The sequence below is a fragment of the Fluoribacter gormanii genome, assembly GCF_900156395.1.
Taxonomy (GTDB): domain Bacteria; phylum Pseudomonadota; class Gammaproteobacteria; order Legionellales; family Legionellaceae; genus Legionella; species Legionella gormanii.
On sequence record NZ_FTNL01000022.1, the window covers coordinates 1 to 20,809 of the forward strand.

The window sequence follows — 20,809 nt, forward strand, 5'->3', positions numbered from 1 at the left end:
GGAGATCCCTCACCCTCGCTGCGCTCGGGTTCGGGATGACGTGGGGAGTTACGTAAAATGTAACTCATTCAACAAAGTGCATATGGTTTCAGAAATTTTGAAAATTATAAAGTTTGTGTTAGGGGCTGCGGCTGATTATAGCTTCCCCCTTAAATGGGGAAGAGGCTTTGTGTTCTTGATTAGTGCCCCCTGAAATGGGGAATAGTCGGGTTCCATCGCAAAATGAAAAAAATTTAACGAAAAGGTTATGGGTTTAGAAATTTGAAAATCTCGGGAATTCACCGTAAGTGGTTGGTTCTCATGGTGGCCAGAGGCAGAATCGAACTGCCGACACGAGGATTTTCAGTCCTCTGCTCTACCGACTGAGCTATCTGGCCCCGAGGGTTGCTATTAGACTCCTATAAGCGTTTTGAGTCAAGTGTTGAATGCAATTTTTTTTAAAAAAATCATTATTTTTTGATTTTAAAGGGTTCGCCTTTTGGGTGCTATTGCATTCGCTTTTTTATATCACACTCTTTCTATAGTTAATTGGTTAATATTTGTCTTACTATTTGTTCATAATCAATGCGTTATGACCTAAATAAGATCGAAGTGTGGATTGTTAATTAGTTTGGTTTTTATTTGCTCAGATTACTTGGGTGCAGGAAGAAATTTTGAAATTTTTTTTTGTTTTTTAATTTTTTTGAGTTTAACTGAACAATCCCGCAACTAATCTGCGGGATGTTGAATGCTACAAATTAGCAAATTACAGATAAGATTATTCGTCCTCATTTAATTTGGTTTTAATATTTATTTGTTTTTTGATTTATTCAGGAGTGTAACCTGCCGGTTTATCAGAGCCTTCACCAAAAAAATATTTTTGCATTTCTTCTTTTAAAAACTCACGGGCTTTAGCTTCCATTAAGTTCAGACGGTATTCGTTGATGATCATAGTTTGATGGGATAGCCACATATTCCAAGCTTGTTTTGATACCTCATTATAAATCCGTTCTCCTAATGCGCCAGGGAAGGGTGGTTTTAATAAGCCTTCGGCTTCTTGTTTTAACTTACAGCAATATACTGTTCTGGTCATGTTTTGCCTCTTATTTCCAAACATATAAACGCTGTATAGTTTACGTGTTATTCGGCAATTGTGTACTTAAAAATATTTATTTTTAATCTGAACGATGTTTTGCCTGCGCCAATAATATATGCTGGGATAAAATTTGCTCCTGCTCGTTTGTTAATCCGTTAAAAGATACTGCTGTACGGTACGTATTTTCGTTTTGGTATTGACTATAGACTACGGTTCCTTCAACGATTATGGGTATCATTTTGGGTTTAGTATAGATTACCAATTTTAACAGGGTTTTCTCTTTAATGAGCTCAGGTGTTTTAAATGCCATTCCACCTAGACTGATATTGACTTTGCGTAGCTGAATGGTATTTGTCATCAGCATTTGTCGTGATAAATAATCTATTTTGGCATTGAGCAGGTTAAGGTAATGGGCTATTGTTGGTTCTTTAAGTGCAATGACTTGAGTTAACTCAGCCAACTCATAATCAATTTCTTGAAAGTAATGTGCTGCTTCCAGGTATCGTTGCCCATTTTTTCCCAAAAGTTGATCCACAACTGTGCGATCAGGACACAGTTCCCCTGGTTCCATTATTCGGTAGTTAAAATAAATGTGATCTTCTACCCGAAAATGTTGACGTCTTTCATGTATAGGCATATTAGCTCCATTAACTGCATTTTAGTAAACAAGTCTCCTTGACTTATCAATTACATGACATTCTTATTGGTTCTTCTTGTATCATATCCAATGTTGATGAGTTCGGTGATGATTTTGCTATCCAATCATCTTCTTTTTTCTCGTGTTTTGTTTCAGTGATATCTGTTGATTCAGGGTGATTCAACTCATTGTGCTGCAAACTTGTTGTTAAAACGTGCATCCACGGCATAAAAACCGCTTCAAATTGTGGCATTACTTTTTTCGCAGAGCTCGAGAGCATTCGACTCTGATGTTGTGCTTGAGTGTAATTTGTAGCAGTTTCTGCTCTGAGGATGCATTCGTCCAGAAAGCCTGTGAATAATTGATCCGTAATTTTATCGTGTTTTACAGCCTCTAATACTACCGAATTAAATTCAGATACTCTATCCAGCTTCAAAGCAGCAATAAATGCTCCATTTAAATTCATTGGGATTTTTAAAGGAGGCATCAGCTTTTGCAATTGTTGTTGTGCGTCAAAAAAGAATTTTTTAATGACGTGCATGCCAAAACCTCTATCATAGGCTGCGTCAATGAGTTCTTTGAGTTGTTTCTCGGTCTCTGTGATGCATTTCAATTTTTCATCAGCCGAAATCATGGAGTTCATTTTTTCACGATAGGTTCTAATCGTGTTCATCACATAAGTTCTGTTTCCGGCGTTATAAGCGTCCTTGATGATCGCCAAATCAACTGGATCCAAATAGTTTGTAGAAGATTCCAGGACTAACTGATGCTCGGGATGGAGCAAGTCTTCCCTTAAAGCTGCCAAATGATCTTTACTGAGGGTTATTGTTTTGGCGGAAGTAGTTGTAATCGAATCACCTCCACCACGTCGCTTAATAAAATCCAACATGGCCACAGAGACTTTGTCACTAAAAGTCAGTTGTATTAAGTCATCACCGAGGTCATCTATTTTCTTAATTTTATTCTGTTGTCTGTGTGTCCAGGGATATTTAAAAGGGCGGCCATCGTCACTAAATAATATGGGATTATGGAGTAACTTTTCAAAAATTAAGGCTTGTCTTATCTCAAGAAATCCGGCATTTCCTGTCGTTTGTGGCAGCATATCTTCAATAGACTGAAGGCGTTCCATTATTCTTGCTCGTAGTGTTTCTGCATCCTTCTCAAGAACGACCAAGTCGCTTAAACAGGTAGTTAATTCACTTTGTTTTTCGATGATTAGTGGTTTTTTAAATTGTCGTTTAATTCGGAGTTGTTGCTTGTGATGCTGCCATGCAATATGACTGATATATTGAATTATTTTATCGCTTATTGAGAGCAACTGTACGATGCTTTGAAATTTGGAATGCATGGATGAGTCTTCAATGATGGTACGATTGCGCCCCAAACCATGGCGAGTATGTTTTATAAGAAATTCTCCAGGTATAAGACACAAGCGTGAATCAAGAATAAATTTGTGGGTCTCCATAATCGATTGATCAAAAATAAAAAGTGATTTCGCCTTTCTTAATGCCTTGTTTTGACAGTTACCACCTATTGTATCGGTATCACTACATAGGTAAAGTAAACCGAGCACATTACCAAAATCATTAATAAAGCAATCAGCTTGAAAACCTTCGCCCAAGGGTTTAATAGTTGAGTAATGAGTATACGTTTTTCCGGCTAGCCATGCATAGAATGTTTTTCCTAAAGAAAACTCACTAAGCAAACGAATATCTTCAAAAGGAATAAATAATGCAGGATGTCCATTATGGGAAATTGTGGTTGCAGCAGTAGTATCTAATTCCAGTAATCGGGAAATATTGAGAGCCATGGCTTCATGTTGTACTTCCTTGATATCACCATGTTTGGGTAATTTTATAATTGCTTGGGTACTGAGCTTATAGTGCTCTCTTTCAGTAATATAGTCCTCAATGCTTAAACCTTCTGCTCTATTACATAGACGTGACAATTGCTGTTTTACACTCTCTAAACTGATTAACGAGATTTTCTCTGTCACACCACCTACGTTTTCATTTAAGGTACAATAGCAGCGGTCTGGTCCATTGTCCTGAGCAATATTGATTCGTTTCAATTCATTTACTTTATTGAGATCAAGGAGGATGTTTAATTTTTTTTCTGCCTCTTCTCTTTCTGAATTATCATTGGATAGCCGTTCTATCTCTTCCTCATGGCGTTGAATTAATGCTGTAATTTGTAATAAGTTGGATGCATCAAAAGGTTTTGCTTCTGGAAAGGTTTGTATCAGGGTATAAAGCTTTGCTCTACTATTGACTATTAAATCATCTAACTCAGCATCAACATCTTGAGGTATACTGGTTGGGCGTTCGTAGTAATTATCTTTGGGTAATCGAATAATGTCATGTGCGTTCAGGGTGTAGCGTATGCCTTCTTCTGCTTTCTTGAGATCAACGCTTTTTAGTAGAGGAGGTGAGCCTCCTTTTTCAAAAGTAGCAGAATATTTAATGACACCACAAAACTCCCGCCACTGATCTTGGTCTGTTTCCAGAGTTTGCAGGTTAAATAAGTCATTATTATGAAGATCAATATGATCTAATAATTTGTGCAGATCGGTATAAAGAGCCAGATCCATGTCTTGCAGCTCCACTGCAACAGGATTTTCACTTTCTTCTTTTAAAAAGCGTTTAATAATCCTGTTTTTTTGCTCCAACTCCATTGGTTATATCCTTATCAAACCAATTTGACCTATTTATAAATATAGACAACTTTTACATTTTTGGTCAAAAAGTGCATTAGGGATTTCCGTATAATAATCAATACAAATACAGATGAAAACTAGGGGCTGTCAAAAGCCCCATAGTGATTTAATTTTTTTGATTCAGTTTAAGTACCAAAAACAAGTGCTGATAAAGAGCGCTCTTCCCTGAGTTCTTAACAATTTTTATTGCTATATATGGACACCTACACTTTCTTGGTGATTTGCTGCTTGAGGCAAAGGTTGCTGAAAAATCTCCTCAATTCGAGGATGATGTGATCTTATCTCGCCACGGAAGAGGGTGGAGCCGACTCGATGAATAGACCTTCTTTTAGCATGTGGGTCGTCTATGTCCTTGAAGCCTTTTGCAAGCGCTGCAAAAAAACTATAGTTTTCTGCAAGAGTAACGGATGTGTTTCTCTTATGTTGGGGTTTTTCTTCAGTTTGAGATGTAGATTTTTGGGGCTCGGTGGCAGGTACATCAGCCGATCTTTCCAAAGAAGAAGCGGTTTTTTCTGATTGTTTAGTATCTTTTTTCTTTACAATCATTGTTCCAGAGGGTAGTAGATCCTCGTCTAATTCTTCTTCTTTTTCTTTTTTTAGCGAGGGGGATTGCGAATTTTTTGGTGCTTCTGTTGCATCAAAAGCTTCCTCTTCCTCACGGATTGTTAATGCTCTTATCTCATCAAAATGTGCTTGAAAGTAGTCTTTAAAGTGATTTGCTTCAGTAACGCCCAAACTGTCAAGTTCATCTGCAGGCAAGAACTCAAAATGAACAAAATGAGTGCGAAAGTTTTCATCATTATAGTCCAGTGGAATCTTTATCTTGTCTGCTGTGGTTACTCGTGCAACTCTGAAATAACCAAAGGAGAGCTTATGGACCATTTTTCTCCACCAGCTTGCAGCGTTCCAATCATTGATTAAAAGGGCTGCTTCAATATGTTGAGATATTCCGGAAAAATATTGTTTTGAATAATTTTGATAGCATTTTGCCGCTAACTTTTCAGCGATATGGTTTAAACGAGGTTCTCCAGGATTGCGATCTGAAATGGCAGAAAAAACTACGTTTGCTCGTTTCAAATAGTTTATGCCTTCGAACTCATTGGAATTCAGGAGTTTTTTAACCTCAATTAATTCACGCTCTATACCCAAGGTTTCTGAAGATAATTCCAGTTCAAGATGTTGATAGAACAGTTCGGTGTTATGATTGAGGAAGGGTAGTAATCTCTTGAATTGTTCTATTGTAAGCCTTTTTCCTTCTTCAAAGCGCGTTAGTTCGTCAATAAGTATGGACAAGTTAGTAATGGCACGATTGGGCTTGTGAAAATGAGCAAGTACACTACTTTGTACCTCACCAGCCATTTTGGGTTTTTTACCAAGTTGGGCCACAATCAGAAATTCTTTGAGGGCTTTACCCATTTGATATGACATCAATTGTTCCATGTCGATGCGAGTCGTGCGCGCTTTAGGGGTGTAATTTTCACACTCCTCATCGAGACAAGCCAGATATTGCGGCGGCGCATAACGCGGAGAACAGCGTAAGTTATTTGCAAGAGGGTTAGCGGAACGGACAAAAGCTTTGCGATCACTGACCAGTAGTTTGTTATTGTGTACCAAAAAATTACTTAATTTAATATCAGGATGATAGGCACCTGCTTCTTTGAGTTGGAGGCAAAAATCATTAATCTGATTAAAATAATATTTAGCTGTTGCCGCGATTATTTGTTGTGAGGCGCCTTTTAGTTTTTTTGCGACGTGAATTAAACTTCCTTGCTCAGCAAATTGGCTTATCACCACGGGTTTGTATTCAATTTCTTGATGATCTTCCGTTTTGAATTGCATCATAAAAAGCGCCGCATCATTAACGAAATATTTTGCTACTGGAAACGAGTGAAGATCTTGTTCAAAACTTAAATCATTTCGATCTTCTACGCGTAAAACAAGATATTTCTTCCAACGTTTCATTTTGAATTTATAGTTGTGATTATTGACTTGTTTTTTACCTAGAGGTTCTGTCGTATATTCAGAACTTTTGAGATCACTTTCCCCTTTAATGGCACTGATTTTTTCTTTGGCCAGGTGTAAAATTTGCGCATGCTCATCCAGATTCGCTTTCAGAACGGGATCACGCTCTGCCAATCGATTCAGACGATAACTTATGTTCAAAAATTGTTCTTTTACATGGTTATCAAAAGGCTCATTGCTTTTTAGTAATGCATCACGTTTTTGCATGAGCTGATAGATGTCTTCGTCTTCCTTTACTTTTAATTCAGGCGTTGCTCTTTGCTTTGCTACTGCTTTTGCAAATTGGAACCCTTTGAAAAGGAATGAGCCGTCAGGATTTATTCCATGAGCTTTAAGATGGGTTTGCCAACTTTCATTATCGCTTGCTGCTAGCCACTTATATTCTCCCTCAGATATGGGGGTTGCATTGATGGCATAATTGATTTTTTGTAACTGGAATAAGCGCTGGATTTCATCTTCGGCGGGTATTTTATTAAATTCCTGTATCAGTCTTCTTAGCTTTCGATGTTTCGCACTAATTGGTTCTATTTTTAATCTCACGGGTACTCCAACGTCAAAAATCAGAAAAAATGGAGTTAATATTTATTTTCACTATGAGATTCCATTTCCTTGTGACAAGTTAAGAAAAAATTAGTGAGAATTAAAATATCACTCGCATCAGTATTTTTAAAAAATGCGTAAAATTACAACATAGTCCTGTTGATGTTTCAAGAATTAAAATTGAGCAGAAGGTGAATAATTGCATCATATTGATTTTTATAAATTTATAACATATTCATTAAGGCATTTCAGTTTATTAAGACTCCTTTAGATGATGCAATTACTAAGAAAATTACTATCTTAAATAGTCTGTTTTATGATTTAATATTTACTATTTCCAGTATAAGAAAGGTTTCTCATGACTTTTGTAGTAACAGAAAGTTGTATTAAGTGTAAGTACACTGATTGCGTTGAAGTATGTCCCGTTGATTGTTTTTATGAGGGACCGAATTTTTTGGTGATTCATCCCGATGAATGCATCGATTGTGCTTTGTGTGAGCCTGAATGTCCGGTCAATGCGATTGTTTCGGAAGATGATTTAACCCCCGAGCAGCAGCAATTTAAAGAATTAAATGCGGAGCTTGCTAAAACATGGCCTAATATTACTGCTAAAAAAGATGCGCCTGCTGATGCCAAAGATTGGGACGAGGTTAAGGATAAACTTCAATATTTACAAAAAGAGTGGTAGAAATCACTTCGCTTGCTGAATCATGTCAGCGCTTTCTTGGTGAGAAAGGACGACTTTCCACTGCCATTCCCGGATTTGTGGCGCGTAAGCCACAGTCCGATTTGGCGGTGGCAATCGCAACGGCAATTGAAGAGAAATCAATTTTAATTGCTGAAGCAGGCACAGGGACCGGTAAGACGTTTGCCTATTTGCTCCCTTGTTTGTTAAGTGGAAAAAAAGCCCTCATTTCTACAGCAACCAAAACCTTACAAGATCAACTCTATCAAAAAGACTTACCCACTTTAGTAAGGGCCATGGGGCTATCTGCGCGAATCCAAAATCTCAAGGGCCGATCGAATTATATCTGTCAATATCGCGTTGAATTGCACTCCGAAGAAGGGCAATTTCAAACCCCGCAATGTGCCCATGAAGTCGCACATGTTCGCAGTAAGTTATCACAAATGATAAACGGTGATCGATCTGAATTGCCTGAGTTGAGTGAAGATTCCCCGGTTTGGCATTATGTGACTTCAACAGTGGATAATTGCCTGGGTATTGAATGCCCGAATCACGAAACATGCTTTTTACTTAAGGCTCGTAAACGTGCACTGGATGCGGATATAGTCGTGATTAATCATCATCTTTTTTTCGCTGATTCACGGTTGAAAGAAGAAGGATTTGGCGAGTTATTACCTGGTGTTGATGTAGTTATTTTTGATGAGGCGCATCAACTTGCTGAAATAGCCACGCATTTTAATGGAGAGCGAATCGGAACACGTCAATTTGGCGATCTCCTGGATGATCTTATCAAAGAATGGCCTGCTGTAGATCTTGCAAATCAACCTTTGAAAGCATTAAGCCATAAAGCAGATAGATTAATGGATGAGTTGGTGAGTAGTTTGCCCGGGATGGATGACCGAATCAGTTGGGAAGAACTAAAATACAACAAATCCTTTATGAGTGCCTGGAGTGAGTGGTTGGCATTAAAAGACGAGGTGATGGAATGTTTCAGCGATCTTTCACTGTCTGAATTTCCTGGTCTTGCGCGATGTAAAGAGCGCTTGATAGAGCTGACTCGGGTCTTATTATTTTTTGCTCAAGAAAATAACAATCAAATACGTTGGCTCGAACGTTTTAAACATACTTTAGTTTTTCACGTCACTCCATATGATGTTGCTGAGCCATTCAGCAATTTACTCAAGCGCCAAGATAGTACATATGTGTTTACCTCAGCCACTTTAACGATAGCAGACTCTTTTGATTGCTTTTGTAAACCATTAGGATTGCTTGAAGCGAAGACTTTATTATTACCGAGTCCTTTTGATTATCGACAACAAGCATTGTTGTATTTGCCCAGGGGATTACCCGATCCTAAGGATTCAACTTATTATGAATTATTAGTATCTCGGGCCATTCCTCTCATCGATGCTTTGGGGGGCCGTTGCTTTATTCTCTTTACCAGTCATAAAGCGTTAAAACAAGTTGCTCAAATGATGGGCAATATTTTAAACTATCCCTTATTAATTCAGGGAACAGAAGCGAAACCCATTTTACTGGAGCGTTTTAGGCAATTAGGTAATGCTGTTTTATTGGGTACAGCAACTTTTTGGGAAGGGGTGGATGTGAAAGGTGAGGCCCTTTCTTGTGTTATTATTGATAAACTCCCTTTTTCTAGCCCGGCTGATCCGGTGGTTCGCGGGAGAATGGCTTATTTAAAAGAAAAAGGTTTGTCCGGTTTTGATGAATTATCTTTACCTGGAGCTGTGATTGCTTTAAAGCAAGGGGTAGGGCGTTTAATTCGCGATAATACCGATAAGGGTGTTTTAATGATTGCAGATCCCCGCCTGACCAGCAGAGACTATGGTGGCCGTATCCTGGCCAGCTTGCCGCAATTGCCAAAAACTCGCGATGAGCAAAAAGTGCTTAACTTTATTAAAGAATTAGAGCTGGATTATGAAACTGTTAGCGATTGATACATCTACAGAAACAGCCAGTGTGGCTTTGTCAACTGGAGAAGAATTACTCTGTGAGGAACAAAGTAATCAAAGAACACATGCACAATTTATTTTACCGATGATCGATAAATTGATGGTGACTGCCGGTTTACAAATGAACCAGCTGGATGCCATAGTATTTGGTCGAGGCCCCGGTAGCTTTACCGGTTTACGTATTGCATGCAGCATTGCAAAAGGCTTGGCTTATGCGAATGATTTGCAACTGATTCCAGTCAGTAGCCTTGTTGCGATTGCTTGGTCAGTGCGTCAGCAAAAGCAAATGCACCATGCACCCATATTAGCAGTGTTAGATGCGCGTATGCACGAGATGTACTGGGCCTATTTTGCCGAGAATCAGTGGGAAGCAGAGGAGCACGTTACTCCAGTGCGCGAAATTAGCCTCCCTGAGAAGCATCCTGTACTCCTTGCGGGAGCGGGAATAGATCTGTATTGGAATGATTTTACCCCAGAAATTAAATCACAAATAAGTGATAAAATAACAATGAATCCTTCTGCGGCAGCGATGATTCAGTTTGCTCTGCGTTCTTCGCAAAAACCTGTTTCTGCGGCTCAAGCGCAACCTGTATATGTACGAAATAAAGTGACTTAGTCTCATAGGAGAATTTTGTGGATAAAAAACTATTGGAAATATTAGTGTGTCCTTTATGCAAGGGAAAATTATTACTGAAGAAACAAGAGCTTATTTGTAAATTCGATCGGTTGGCCTTTCCCATTCATGATGATATTCCAGTTATGTTGGAACATGAAGCTCGAGTTATTTCATTAGAAGAAAAGGATGAGTTATAACAGATAGGGCTTGAATTTGAAGCCTGGGTTTTGTTGTGCCCAGGCTACGAATCTTATCGAGATCTTGTAATATATTTCTTACGCCAGTACAGTAAAAATGCAGGGATCATCATGAGCACGATTCCCACAGAAAAAACCAGGCGAAAATGTGACGCACTGCCAAAGTTCATAAATTCAACTGGCGGGATGAAACCTACAATTAAGGTCATAGTACATCCACATAAGCCTAAAACACAGGTCAAATAGTAACCGATTTTTTTCCCTGGAATGGCAAACGGTCTCTCAAGGTGGGAATATTTGCTTTTTAATTTCCAGGCTGCGATAAACATCAGAACATACATCATGATGTAGAGCTCGGTGCTTAGGGCGGTAAATAACCAATAGATGGCGTTCACACTGGGAAATAACAGAAAACCACTGCATAAAAGTGTCACTAGAATAGCTTGGGTGATTAATATTCGTGAAGGCATGCCGCGTTTGTTTAATTGGCACATAAACTTGGGAAGGAAGTTATGATTGGCTGCCATGAGCAGGCCTTTAGCTGGGGAAATTATCCAGTTGATCATACCACCTAAACTCCCCAACAGAAGTAATGCGATCAGGATAGGCAAAAGCCATTCCAGATTATAGGCCTGGAAAAAGTTATTAAAAGCCTGGAGTACTCCATCAATAAGACTAATTTTCTCTTTTGGCAGTACAAACGCGATGGCTAAAGAACCAAAAATCATGGTGGTTAAGATAAGCAATACTGAAAAAAACATTGCCCGAGGAAAATTGGTTTGTGGCTTATGTACGTTACGAACATGCACTGCGGCGAGCTCCATTCCTAAAAATGAAGTCATTATCGCAGTGAGTGATACCCAGGATTGGCTGTCTTTCCAGTGCGGCACTAAATGCGAGAGGCTCATATCAATTGCTATAGGATTACCTTTAATGACCCAAATCACTGCAAGCAGAATAATAAATCCCATGGGGAGTATCATTCCCAATATGGCGCAAAGACCTGCAAAGTGCGCTGAGGCACGCAATCCAGATAAGGCGATCAGTGTTAATGACCAAAATATAACCAGGATTACTGAGATTAAATAATATTTATTTTGGGCAAGTTCAGGATTGATTAAATAGGCCATCACGCCTGCAATGAAGGATAAAATAGTTGGATACCAGACTAAGGTATTGATCCATTGCAGCCAAATAGTAAAAAAGGCTAAATTTTCACCATACGCATGTTTTACCCAGCTATAAATCCCACCTTCTTCATCAGACCAGGTTGAGGATAGTTCGGCTGCTACTAAAGCTACAGGGATTAAGAAAACAATTGCGGAAAAGATAAAGAAAAAAATCAACGAGGAACCGAATAGGGCGGTACCGGGAAGATTTCTAATGCTATCAATTGCACCGGTAATCAGTAAGACCAAAGCGAATACAGATATTTTTTCAGAAGACCAATTGTTCATTAATTAAAACGACTCATTAAAAATGCAAGGCATTATATAGGAAGTTGCGGAAGGACGTTACTGTTTATTTTATCATAAAGGGTTAACCTTTGTTACTTTTATGTAAATCAAGAGGGTCTAGAGCATTAATAATCTCTTTAGATTACAAGCCACACACTTATTTTATATTGCTATTGACAGGTTTTTGACAGTTAGAATGAAATTTAATGCCTATTTTGTAATTAAAAAAAACTGTCAATAATATTTTAAAATCATAGGGTTATTGAATTTTCCAAACTGGATACCGTCTCATAGGAGTCAGATTGTTTTATTTGCTTTGGACTTGCAAAAATAGATTTTCCTTTATCTTGTGATTGAAATAATAAATCGCGTTTTATGGTTTTTAAGAAGTTATCGAATTCGAGAAAGATGTCAATTTTTAATTGATAATCAGATTCCCTGTGATCGCTGTTCTTCTTATAAAACTCTACTGCCTGGCCACTCAGCCTCGTTACCTTTTGTTGTAAATCAGAATTTGATTTGAACTTGTCGCTGAGTTTCATCGCTTGTTTGGTAAATTCGAGGAATTGCGCTTTGTATTCTTCTATTTTCATTATGAATCCTTTTTAAATTATAAAGAGGGATATCCTAACCTCATGAATAAAAAAGCAAAAAACATGCCGTTTCATGTGGATTTGCATTAAAAGGATAGCCTGGATGAAGTACATACCTATCACTTGATTACACCCAGTCATACAACTCACTCAGGATTGAAATTACGTATTTCGGTGTTCTTTATTAAAACCACCTTTACATGCCGGAGAGTTCAAAACAGTGTTGCCTCTGCGCTCCCATTCATCAGGAGCAAATAAATGCATGCTTAATGCATGTAATCCAAGCTCAAATTCTTCTTTGAATAATTGATTTAACAGTCTATGTCGTGCAATTTTCGATAAATCAGTAAATCGTGACGAAACAACGGTGAGCTTAAAATGAGTTTGTGCCCCTTCAGGAACATGATGATTGCCTGATTCATCTTCAACATTTAAATAAACAGGAACCAATTCTTGATTTACTAAATTTTCGATTCGATTTTTACGTGACATATTTTAACTCTTGGTTAATTTAAACTTACAATAAAAAAGCCGCCATAAAGCGGCTTTTTAAAAAAGATACGCTTAACTTCTGCAGTTTGCAGGAACGTATCGATCATTGGTTGTAGGATTATTTACCGAACAAGTCCAGGTTATTGGATCGGTTGGCGGTGTTCCAGGAACCAGCGCTGCATTATTTGATTTTGGAGTTAAGGTTAAGATTATATCTTTTGCAGGCGCATCATAAGTAATGGTTATTGCACCAGTAGTTCCTTCAACAGTTACGCTTTTTACATTAGTAGTTGGATTTGTAAAATTCCAACCCAAGCTTAAATCGGAAGCACCAGTCGATGCATTTTCAGACACAGTAGTTTTTGCTGAAGAGGCAATACTTAACCCTTCGGTAACACGTGCTCTAACGACGTAATCCTGATAGGCCGGGATAGCAATTGCTGCAAGAATACCAACGATTGCCACTACGATCATTAATTCAATTAAAGTAAAGCCTTTTTGTTTCATTATCTGCTCCTAATGATTGGTACAACGATAAATATGCAAATAAAGTGCCATTTATCAATAATTTACAACTCAAATAGGCCAAATACAACCTGCCCTGGCTAGAAAAGGAAGTCCTCTTTACTTGCCTTTGTTCTAATTGTAGCAGATGAAGTGATGGGTTGCTTAATTTATAAATGGGATAATTTTCAATATATTGTGTACTGTAGCCTGGATGACGGCGCTTCATCCAAGCTACGATTAGAATCTATTTAAGAACTTTGGGAACTAATTGATTCTTCAAACGAACATAATCAGGTAATCCATTAATGTAGTCTGGGTAGGCCTCGCCTTGAATCAGTGGTGACAAGTACCTTCTGCAGGCATCGGTAATGCTCATTCCATCGGCACCGATATATTCCGCGGGCATCGCTTTTTCCTGATTGGCAACCTCGGCTAATGGCACATGTCCAATGGACCATTGATAGGGTTCATCTTGCTCACGAATAATGATGGGCATGATGGCATTTTGACCTTTTATGGCATATTCGACTGCAGCTTTACCAAGAGCATAAGCTTGTTCCAGATCCACTTTGGAGGCGATATGGCGCGCGGCACGTTGTAAATAATCTGCGACGGCCCAGTGGTATTTATAATTCAGTTCGGTTTTGATGAGCTGGGCAATGACTGGGGCAACCCCGCCTAATTGAGCATGGCCAAAAGCATCACGAAGTCCTGCATCACTTAAGAATTTACCTTCTGTATTACGAATTCCTTCTGATACGACAACCACACAGTAACCATAGGTTTTAACGCACTCATCAACCTTGCTCAGAAATTTTGCCTGTTGAAAAGGGACTTCAGGTAATAAGATAATGTGGGGCGGCTCATCAGGTTGTTGACTGGCCAATCCGCTTGCTGCTGCAATCCATCCGGCATGACGTCCCATTACTTCAAGAATAAAGACTTTTGTTGAAGATGCAGCCATAGATGCAACGTCAAAACCTGCTTCTTTGGTAGAAACCGCTACATATTTAGCAACGGAGCCGAATCCCGGGCAGGCATCTGTAAAGGGAAGATCATTATCTACAGTTTTGGGTATTCCAATACACGTAATTGGGTATCCCATTTTAGTCCCTAATTGCGATATCTTATGGGCCGTATCTTGAGAATCACCCCCACCATTATAGAAAAAATAACCTATATTATGTGCTTTAAATACTTCAATCAGACGTTCATATTCAGCCCCATCATCTTTGAGTTTGTAGCGGCATGAACCAAATGCTCCAGAAGGAGTTTGCAATAATTTGGCAATATCGGCATCACTTTCAAGCGATGTATCAATAAGCTCTTCGTGTAATGCACCGATAATTCCATTTTTGGCTGCGTATACTTTGCCAATGTGTTGTGGATATAACCTGGCGGTTTGCAGCACACCGCACGCGGAAGCATTAATTACGGCAGTTACACCACCTGATTGAGCATATATTGCATTTTTTATAGTCATTCTTTCTCCTGGTTAAAGGTCATTGCTCATCTCCATCGATCTCCTGAAGGAATTACAATAATGGGAATAGGCAAACACTTAAATTCTAATTTTTTGACTCTCGTACTCACTAATTACTGCATCAATGCTTTGAATTAATTCTGCAAAAGGAGTCGCTAATTCTTCGATTGAGGCGGCATGAGCAGCCAGTTTTTCTACATGAACTACTTTTTTCTGTAACGTAGGTACTCCGGAAAAACAGCATGCGCCATGAAGCTTATGTGCCGCTTCCCCTAACTTTTTAATATTTTTGTCATGCATTAATTGAATGAATTCCTCACGGTTTTTATGTAACTCCTCGACAAATCGGGCAAGGAATTCTTCTGCAAGTACTTGATTTCCTGATACTTTTTGCACGCACAATTGCCAGTCAATCGCAGCATGTTTTGCTTTATCGGCAATACGGATGATTTGAGTTAGTAATTGTTTTTCATCAATAGGTTTTTGTAAGCAAAAATCGACCCCGGATTTTTTTAGATCAATACTATTCACATCATTACCATTCGCACTAATTAAAACGATGGGTGTATGGCGATTGAGTTGTGATTTTTGACGAATGAGTCGGGATGCTTCTAATCCATTTATTTTAGGCATCTGTAAGTCAAGTAAAATGAGATCATACTTTTTGTCATTGCACGCGGATACAGCCATCTCCCCATCATCAACGGCAGTCATGTTTGCATGAGTACCTAATAAAGAGTTAAGCAGCATCTTGTTCACCGGATTGTCTTCGGCAATAAGCAAATCAGGCCGCATAAAACGCAATTGTTCCCTTAAACTATCCAACTCATGATTTGCTGGTTTTTCAACCTGTTCCAGGCTGGTAAGTGATTCAATAACGTCTTGAAGTTTTTGGATACTAATTGGTTTATATAAAAAGCCTTGGGCACCAAGCGCGGTATAATCATTAAGGAGCCATTTGGAAATCAATACATAGGGGAAATAATTGTGCTCTGAGATGAGTTTACTAATTTTTTGCTCATAGCCTTTATTGATGTTGAGAAATGCAATTTGACAATCTTTGTTATTCTCCAAAGCCTTCGCCAGGTGGTTAAATGAATGTACCGGGACACATTGTATTCCCCAATAACCCAATCCATTGCATAGAGCCTCCAAGTGCAGTGAATTATCGTCAAAGCACAACATTTTAAAATGAGCGAAGGGGTGTATTTGATTTTTTTCTATTTCATAGGCAGCCAGCTTTTCAACTTTGATATGAGCAGTAAAGGTAGAGCCTTTATTGAGTTCACTGGTAAAGGAAATGCGACCATGCATTTCTTCACAAAGCTTTTTGCAGATAACCAAACCAAGTCCCGAGCCGCCATAACGACGAGTAATGCTGGTATCTGCCTGGTTAAACGCAGTAAATAGTTTACTTTGATCCTCAGGGGAAATACCCAGGCCTGTATCGGTAATCGTGATACATAAAGTGTAATCTTTGTCCGTTTCCTGTTCTACTTTAGTGCGGACCAACACATAACCATGATCGGTAAATTTAACCGCATTAGTTACCAAATTGGTGATAAATTGTTTTATTCTGAAGGGGTCACCTAACACAATTTTGGGTACAGTGACGTCGGTTATAGGGATTAAATCAATTCCTTTTTTATGGGCATTAGGTGCTGCAAGGGTAAGAACTTCATCAATACAATGACGAATATTTAACGGGATGCAATCCAGGTGAAGCTTTCCTGCATCGATTTTGGAAAAATCGAGAATGTCGTTAATAATGCCTAATAAATCTTGTGCGGAGGCTTTAATCGTTTTTACATAATCCAATTGTAATGGATCCAGTTTGCTTTCCAATAAAACATTCGTGAAGCCGATCACTCCGTTCATCGGGGTACGGATTTCATGGCTCATATTGGCAATAAATTCAGATTTTTGTCGGCTTTTTTCTTCTATTTTTTTCTTCTCGAGTGAGAGCTCGATATTTTTTTCTTCGAGTAGTTCCAGGCTTTGTTGCAGGTCTTCAGTCGCTACTTCAATATGTTGATTCAAATCACGGATTGTTTCGAGATATTTTTTTTGCAAATGCGAACAGCCTTGTTCAATAAGGCCTAATTCACCCGGGCTACTTGTTTTTATTTCTGTTTCAAATTCATTCCGCAAAATTTGTTTCATGCTTCGACGTAAACGAGAAATAGGCAAATAAATACGCTTGGAGAGAAAATAGTGAATGGTTAATCCCATCAGCAAACCAAATAGAGTAATAAAAATGGTTACAATGAGCATTTGATAGCGTTTTATTATCATCGAACGTATATCAATATCAATGGATAACCACCCTAAAATATCATCTGCCCGAGTGGACATGGGGCTTAGGAGCTTCTTGAATGCTGAATTTGAATAAAGATTAAATTTGGGAATAGTAACGGGTGCGATGAAATTGATCGTAAAAGGATTAATTTGTTTGCTTTCAATGTAATCCCCGGTAAATTTAGGCGGATCAAATGGTTTACTCAACGAGTGTTTTCCACCGCGATAGGCAAGTAATTGTCCATCACTGCTGTAAAAAGCAAGGGCTATGACTTCCGGATTAATTGTGGATGCATTAATTAAACCCTGTAAGGTACGATCATCACGCCGGAGCATTGCATACTGTGCTGCAGGGAGTAACTGGCGGATATACGCTTCTCCCAAGCGAGACATATGTTGTTTTAAGTCATTACCAAACAGTCCATTATAGAAAATAGCGAGAAGCAGGGCGACTAGAAAGGCTGGAATGAGGGTGGTAATTCTTAGTTGATACTTAATACCAATGCTTTTCAAAATAACTCACCAAATAGTTCGGATAATACTTTTATTTTAGCCGGAGTAGGGCGCAGTGTAACCTGAAACGATTTGCACAATATCTCAAGTGACTTGCTTCACCCAGGCTGCAAAGTCAGTTATTATAGCTTGATTATTTTATTCCTTACAATGTGGAACAGATTATGACAGTTAGAACCCGATTTGCACCAAGCCCTACTGGATTTTTACATGTGGGTGGCGTGAGAACTGCTTTATTTTCATGGCTGTATGCAAAACGCCATCAAGGTGAGTTTATTTTGCGTATAGAGGACACAGATCAGGAACGTTCTACCAAAGAATCAGTACAAGCTATTCTGGATGGTATGGCTTGGCTCGGTATGGATTATGCTGAAGGCCCTTATTATCAAACGGAGCGTTATGAGCGATATAATCAGGTAGCGCAACAATTTTTGGATGAAGGGAAGGCGTATCGTTGTGAATGCAGCAAAGAGCGATTAGAAGCGTTACGAACCGAACAATTAGCAGCCAAAGAAAAACCTCGTTATGATGGTCATTGCCGAGATAAAAACTTGCCTTTATCGGATAAACCTTTTGTAATCCGGTTCAAAAACCCCGATCAAGGAACAGTATCGTTTCACGATGAAGTTTATGGAGAAATCCATGTTGCAAACAGTGAATTGGATGATTTGATATTGGTGCGTTCTGATGGCCACCCAACCTATAATTTTGCTGTGGTTATCGATGACATAGACATGAACATTACCCATGTAATTCGAGGGGATGATCACATTAATAACACACCACGACAAATTAATCTGTTTAAGGCGCTGAATGCTTCTGTTCCAGTATTCGCTCATTTGCCTATGATTTTAGGTGAAGATGGTAAGCGTTTGTCTAAAAGACACGGTGCTGTGAGCGTATTGCAATTTAAAGAGCTCGGTGTTTTACCCCATGCTTTATTAAATTATTTAGTGCGTTTGGGCTGGTCTTATGGGGATCAGGAAATCTTCAGTATCAATGAAATGATTGAACGCTTTGATTTAAAGAATGTAAGTCGAGGTGTTTCAAGTTTTAACTATGAGAAATTGTATTGGTTAAATCAACATTATCAAAAAAATGATCCTGTGGAGGCGGTTGCTGAATCGTTACGTTGGCACTTCGAACTGGCTGGCATTGATTTATCCAACGGACCCAAGTTAGCTGACTTGGTATCTATACAGGCTGAGCGCTGCAAAACTTTGGCTGAAATGTGCCAAATGAGTTTATACTTTTTCACGGATTCGATTGAATACGATGAAGCTGCGGTTAAAAAACATTTACGTCCTGTGATTTTGGAGCCATTAACTGCACTTTATGAACAGTTGCAAAAGGTAGGTTCTTGGGAAAAAGATCATTTGCAAGAATGTATTAATGATATCAGTGCTCAATTTGATATCAATATGGGGAAAATCGCACAACCTTTACGGGTCGCTGTAACAGGGTCGAGCATGTCTCCATCTATTGATATGACATTAACTTTATTAGGTAGAGAAAGAGTATTAACTCGCCTTAAAAATGCTTTGGAACAGTTAAAACTTAGAGCTCAAGCAAGTAGCTGATATTCTCCTCATGAACTGCAGGTTGATTCAGAATAACCAACCTGCAGATGTATGCTCGTGTTGTATCTATGTCCTGATTGATATGACAAAAATTTTTATATAACAAGGATGGTATCTTATGAAATTAAAATCAAAATTTTTGGGATTAGCCTTAATCACTTCTTTGATTTCGCCAATATTGTCTGCTGCTTCAGAGACCTCTTCTAATATTACAAGTCAATTGCAGAAGGAGATTGATGATTATTATACGAAGTACAATAAAAAGGAAAAATTCACTGCTATTGCCGCCTCAGTCCTGATTCCTCAAAATCAGGAAAATTACCAAAAAGAAATTAAAACTGTCGTGCATGGAACCATGGGATATCCTCCTTTATCCGAAGCGATTACTCCTGGAAATTTATTTGATATTGGCAGTATTACCAAATCATTTACTGCATTAATTATTTTGCAATTGCAAACAGAAGATAAATTGTCTCTGGACGATCCTTTGGGAAAATGGTTACCGCAATATCCTAATTGGAAAAATGTTACTTTAAGACAGTTACTGAATATGACCAGCGGAATTCCAAATTATTCCGCAGATGATGAATTCTCGAAAAAAATGGAGTCTCAATTAGACACTGTTTGGACTGATGATGAGCTACTAAAGTATGCTCATCCTGAAAAAAAACTCGAAAAGAAAAAGGGTAATCTTTATGAATACTCGAATTCGAATTATATTCTGGCTGCCATGGTTATAGAAAAAGTAACCAATGATACGTTTGCCAACCAGTTAAAATTGCGAATCATTAATGCTGAAAATGGTTTAAACGATATGTTTTATCTCGCAGGTCCTGATGGTCAATCTCTAGGAAAATCGATTGAGGATCGAAGGGTTCATGGATATTTTTATGATGAAGAAAAGAATAAATTAATTGATACTTTAAGCAATGATTTATCTTGGGCGGGAGCTGCTGGGGCGATTGTTGGTACTACCGAAGATGTCGCACGCTGGGTCCAACTGCTTTATCATGGCACCTTAATTAAGCCAATTTTCAGAGAACGAATTTTAGCTGAATTAGAGTCAGTTGTATCGATGAAAACAGGACAAACTATTCCTACCGTGACGGAAGAAGATCCTTATGGATTTGGTTTGGGGGTTGGATATCTTTACGATAAGGAACTCAAGCAGCGTTTTTGGGTATATAAAGGCAGTACATTAGGGTTTCGCGTAATGTATTTTTGGCAACCCTGTAATAATGTCACTACCGTGGTCGCTTTAAATGGTAAGGGTGGTGAAGGAAATCCTCAATCTAAATTGGGTGATGAGATTATTAAAGCAAACCAAACTTTATATAAAGTAATTTTGAAAAACCACCCTGAATTACAGTGTATGTCTTAAATCCTTTTCTTTACCCCTTCTCCTGTTCCATCGGGAAGGGGCTATCT

At 38.5% G+C, this 20,809-nt stretch carries 16 protein-coding genes and 1 tRNA gene; 6 read left to right on the forward strand and 11 right to left on the reverse strand.

The features are described from left to right. Positions 1-301 precede the first annotated feature (301 nt). The 5 genes from BW930_RS13075 to legK7 form a co-directional block, all read right to left on the reverse strand. Positions 302-377, reverse strand: a tRNA-Phe gene (locus BW930_RS13075). A gap of 428 nt (positions 378-805) precedes the next feature. Then, positions 806-1,072 carry an oxidative damage protection protein gene (locus BW930_RS13080; RefSeq protein WP_058467585.1) on the reverse strand — a complete coding sequence of 89 codons (267 nt, stop codon included), beginning with the start codon at positions 1,070-1,072 and terminating at the stop codon, positions 806-808. Positions 1,073-1,154: 82 nt separating this feature from the next. Next, positions 1,155-1,712 (reverse strand): PilZ domain-containing protein, encoded by a 558-nt coding sequence (locus tag BW930_RS13085; RefSeq protein ID WP_058467584.1) that lies wholly within the window; start codon positions 1,710-1,712, stop codon positions 1,155-1,157. Positions 1,713-1,758: 46 nt separating this feature from the next. Next, positions 1,759-4,386 carry a hypothetical protein gene (locus tag BW930_RS13090; RefSeq protein WP_058467583.1) on the reverse strand — a complete coding sequence of 876 codons (2,628 nt, stop codon included), beginning with the start codon at positions 4,384-4,386 and terminating at the stop codon, positions 1,759-1,761. Positions 4,387-4,617: 231 nt separating this feature from the next. Further along, complete coding sequence (legK7, locus tag BW930_RS13095) at positions 4,618-6,990, reverse strand: LegK7 family Dot/Icm T4SS effector kinase (RefSeq protein WP_058467582.1); 2,373 nt, start codon at positions 6,988-6,990, stop codon at positions 4,618-4,620. Between the two features lie 358 nt (positions 6,991-7,348). On the opposite strand from legK7, the gene fdxA reads away from it, so the two are divergent. The 4 genes from fdxA to BW930_RS13115 are packed head-to-tail and all read left to right on the forward strand — an operon-like array spanning position 7,349 to position 10,458. Next, positions 7,349-7,678: a ferredoxin FdxA gene (gene fdxA / locus BW930_RS13100; protein ID WP_058467581.1), complete on the forward strand. Its 330-nt coding sequence runs from the start codon at positions 7,349-7,351 to the stop codon at positions 7,676-7,678. Next, positions 7,672-9,630 carry a DNA repair helicase YoaA gene (gene yoaA, locus BW930_RS13105; protein ID WP_058467580.1) on the forward strand — a complete coding sequence of 653 codons (1,959 nt, stop codon included), beginning with the start codon at positions 7,672-7,674 and terminating at the stop codon, positions 9,628-9,630. Before fdxA ends, yoaA begins: the two co-directional genes overlap by 7 nt. Further along, positions 9,611-10,261 carry a tRNA (adenosine(37)-N6)-threonylcarbamoyltransferase complex dimerization subunit type 1 TsaB gene (gene tsaB, locus BW930_RS13110; protein ID WP_058467579.1) on the forward strand — a complete coding sequence of 217 codons (651 nt, stop codon included), beginning with the start codon at positions 9,611-9,613 and terminating at the stop codon, positions 10,259-10,261. The genes yoaA and tsaB overlap by 20 nt, the downstream gene beginning before the upstream one ends. A 17-nt stretch (positions 10,262-10,278) precedes the next feature. Next, positions 10,279-10,458: a Trm112 family protein gene (locus tag BW930_RS13115; RefSeq protein ID WP_058467578.1), complete on the forward strand. Its 180-nt coding sequence runs from the start codon at positions 10,279-10,281 to the stop codon at positions 10,456-10,458. 53 nt (positions 10,459-10,511) lie between these two features. On the opposite strand, the gene BW930_RS13120 is transcribed toward BW930_RS13115, so the two are convergent. From BW930_RS13120 to letS, 6 genes are all read right to left on the reverse strand, one after another. Further along, complete coding sequence (locus BW930_RS13120; RefSeq protein WP_058467577.1) at positions 10,512-11,915, reverse strand: APC family permease; 1,404 nt, start codon at positions 11,913-11,915, stop codon at positions 10,512-10,514. 251 nt (positions 11,916-12,166) lie between these two features. Then, on the reverse strand, positions 12,167-12,508 hold the full coding sequence (locus tag BW930_RS13125; RefSeq protein WP_058467576.1) for a hypothetical protein: 342 nt from the start codon (positions 12,506-12,508) through the stop codon (positions 12,167-12,169). Positions 12,509-12,670: 162 nt separating this feature from the next. Then, a complete protein-coding gene (locus BW930_RS13130) occupies positions 12,671-13,000 on the reverse strand; it encodes a BolA family protein (RefSeq protein WP_058467575.1) in 330 nt (109 codons plus the stop codon). A gap of 72 nt (positions 13,001-13,072) precedes the next feature. Then, the gene (locus tag BW930_RS13135) at positions 13,073-13,507 is read right to left on the reverse strand and encodes a pilin (protein ID WP_058467574.1); all 435 of its coding nucleotides are present in this window, start codon (positions 13,505-13,507) and stop codon (positions 13,073-13,075) included. Positions 13,508-13,751: 244 nt separating this feature from the next. Beyond that, on the reverse strand, positions 13,752-14,990 hold the full coding sequence (locus tag BW930_RS13140) for a 6-phosphofructokinase (RefSeq protein ID WP_058467573.1): 1,239 nt from the start codon (positions 14,988-14,990) through the stop codon (positions 13,752-13,754). Positions 14,991-15,068: 78 nt separating this feature from the next. Next, entirely contained in the window at positions 15,069-17,804 is a 2,736-nt protein-coding gene (letS, locus tag BW930_RS13145; RefSeq protein ID WP_115266202.1) for a two-component system sensor histidine kinase LetS, read from the reverse strand. A 161-nt stretch (positions 17,805-17,965) separates the two neighbouring features. On the opposite strand from letS, the gene gltX reads away from it, so the two are divergent. Together gltX and BW930_RS13155 are read left to right on the forward strand one after the other, a co-directional pair. Continuing rightward, the gene (gene gltX / locus BW930_RS13150) at positions 17,966-19,381 is read left to right on the forward strand and encodes a glutamate--tRNA ligase (RefSeq protein WP_058467571.1); all 1,416 of its coding nucleotides are present in this window, start codon (positions 17,966-17,968) and stop codon (positions 19,379-19,381) included. Positions 19,382-19,499: 118 nt separating this feature from the next. Further along, entirely contained in the window at positions 19,500-20,762 is a 1,263-nt protein-coding gene (locus tag BW930_RS13155) for a serine hydrolase domain-containing protein (protein ID WP_058467570.1), read from the forward strand. The last annotated feature ends 47 nt before the right edge of the window (positions 20,763-20,809 follow it).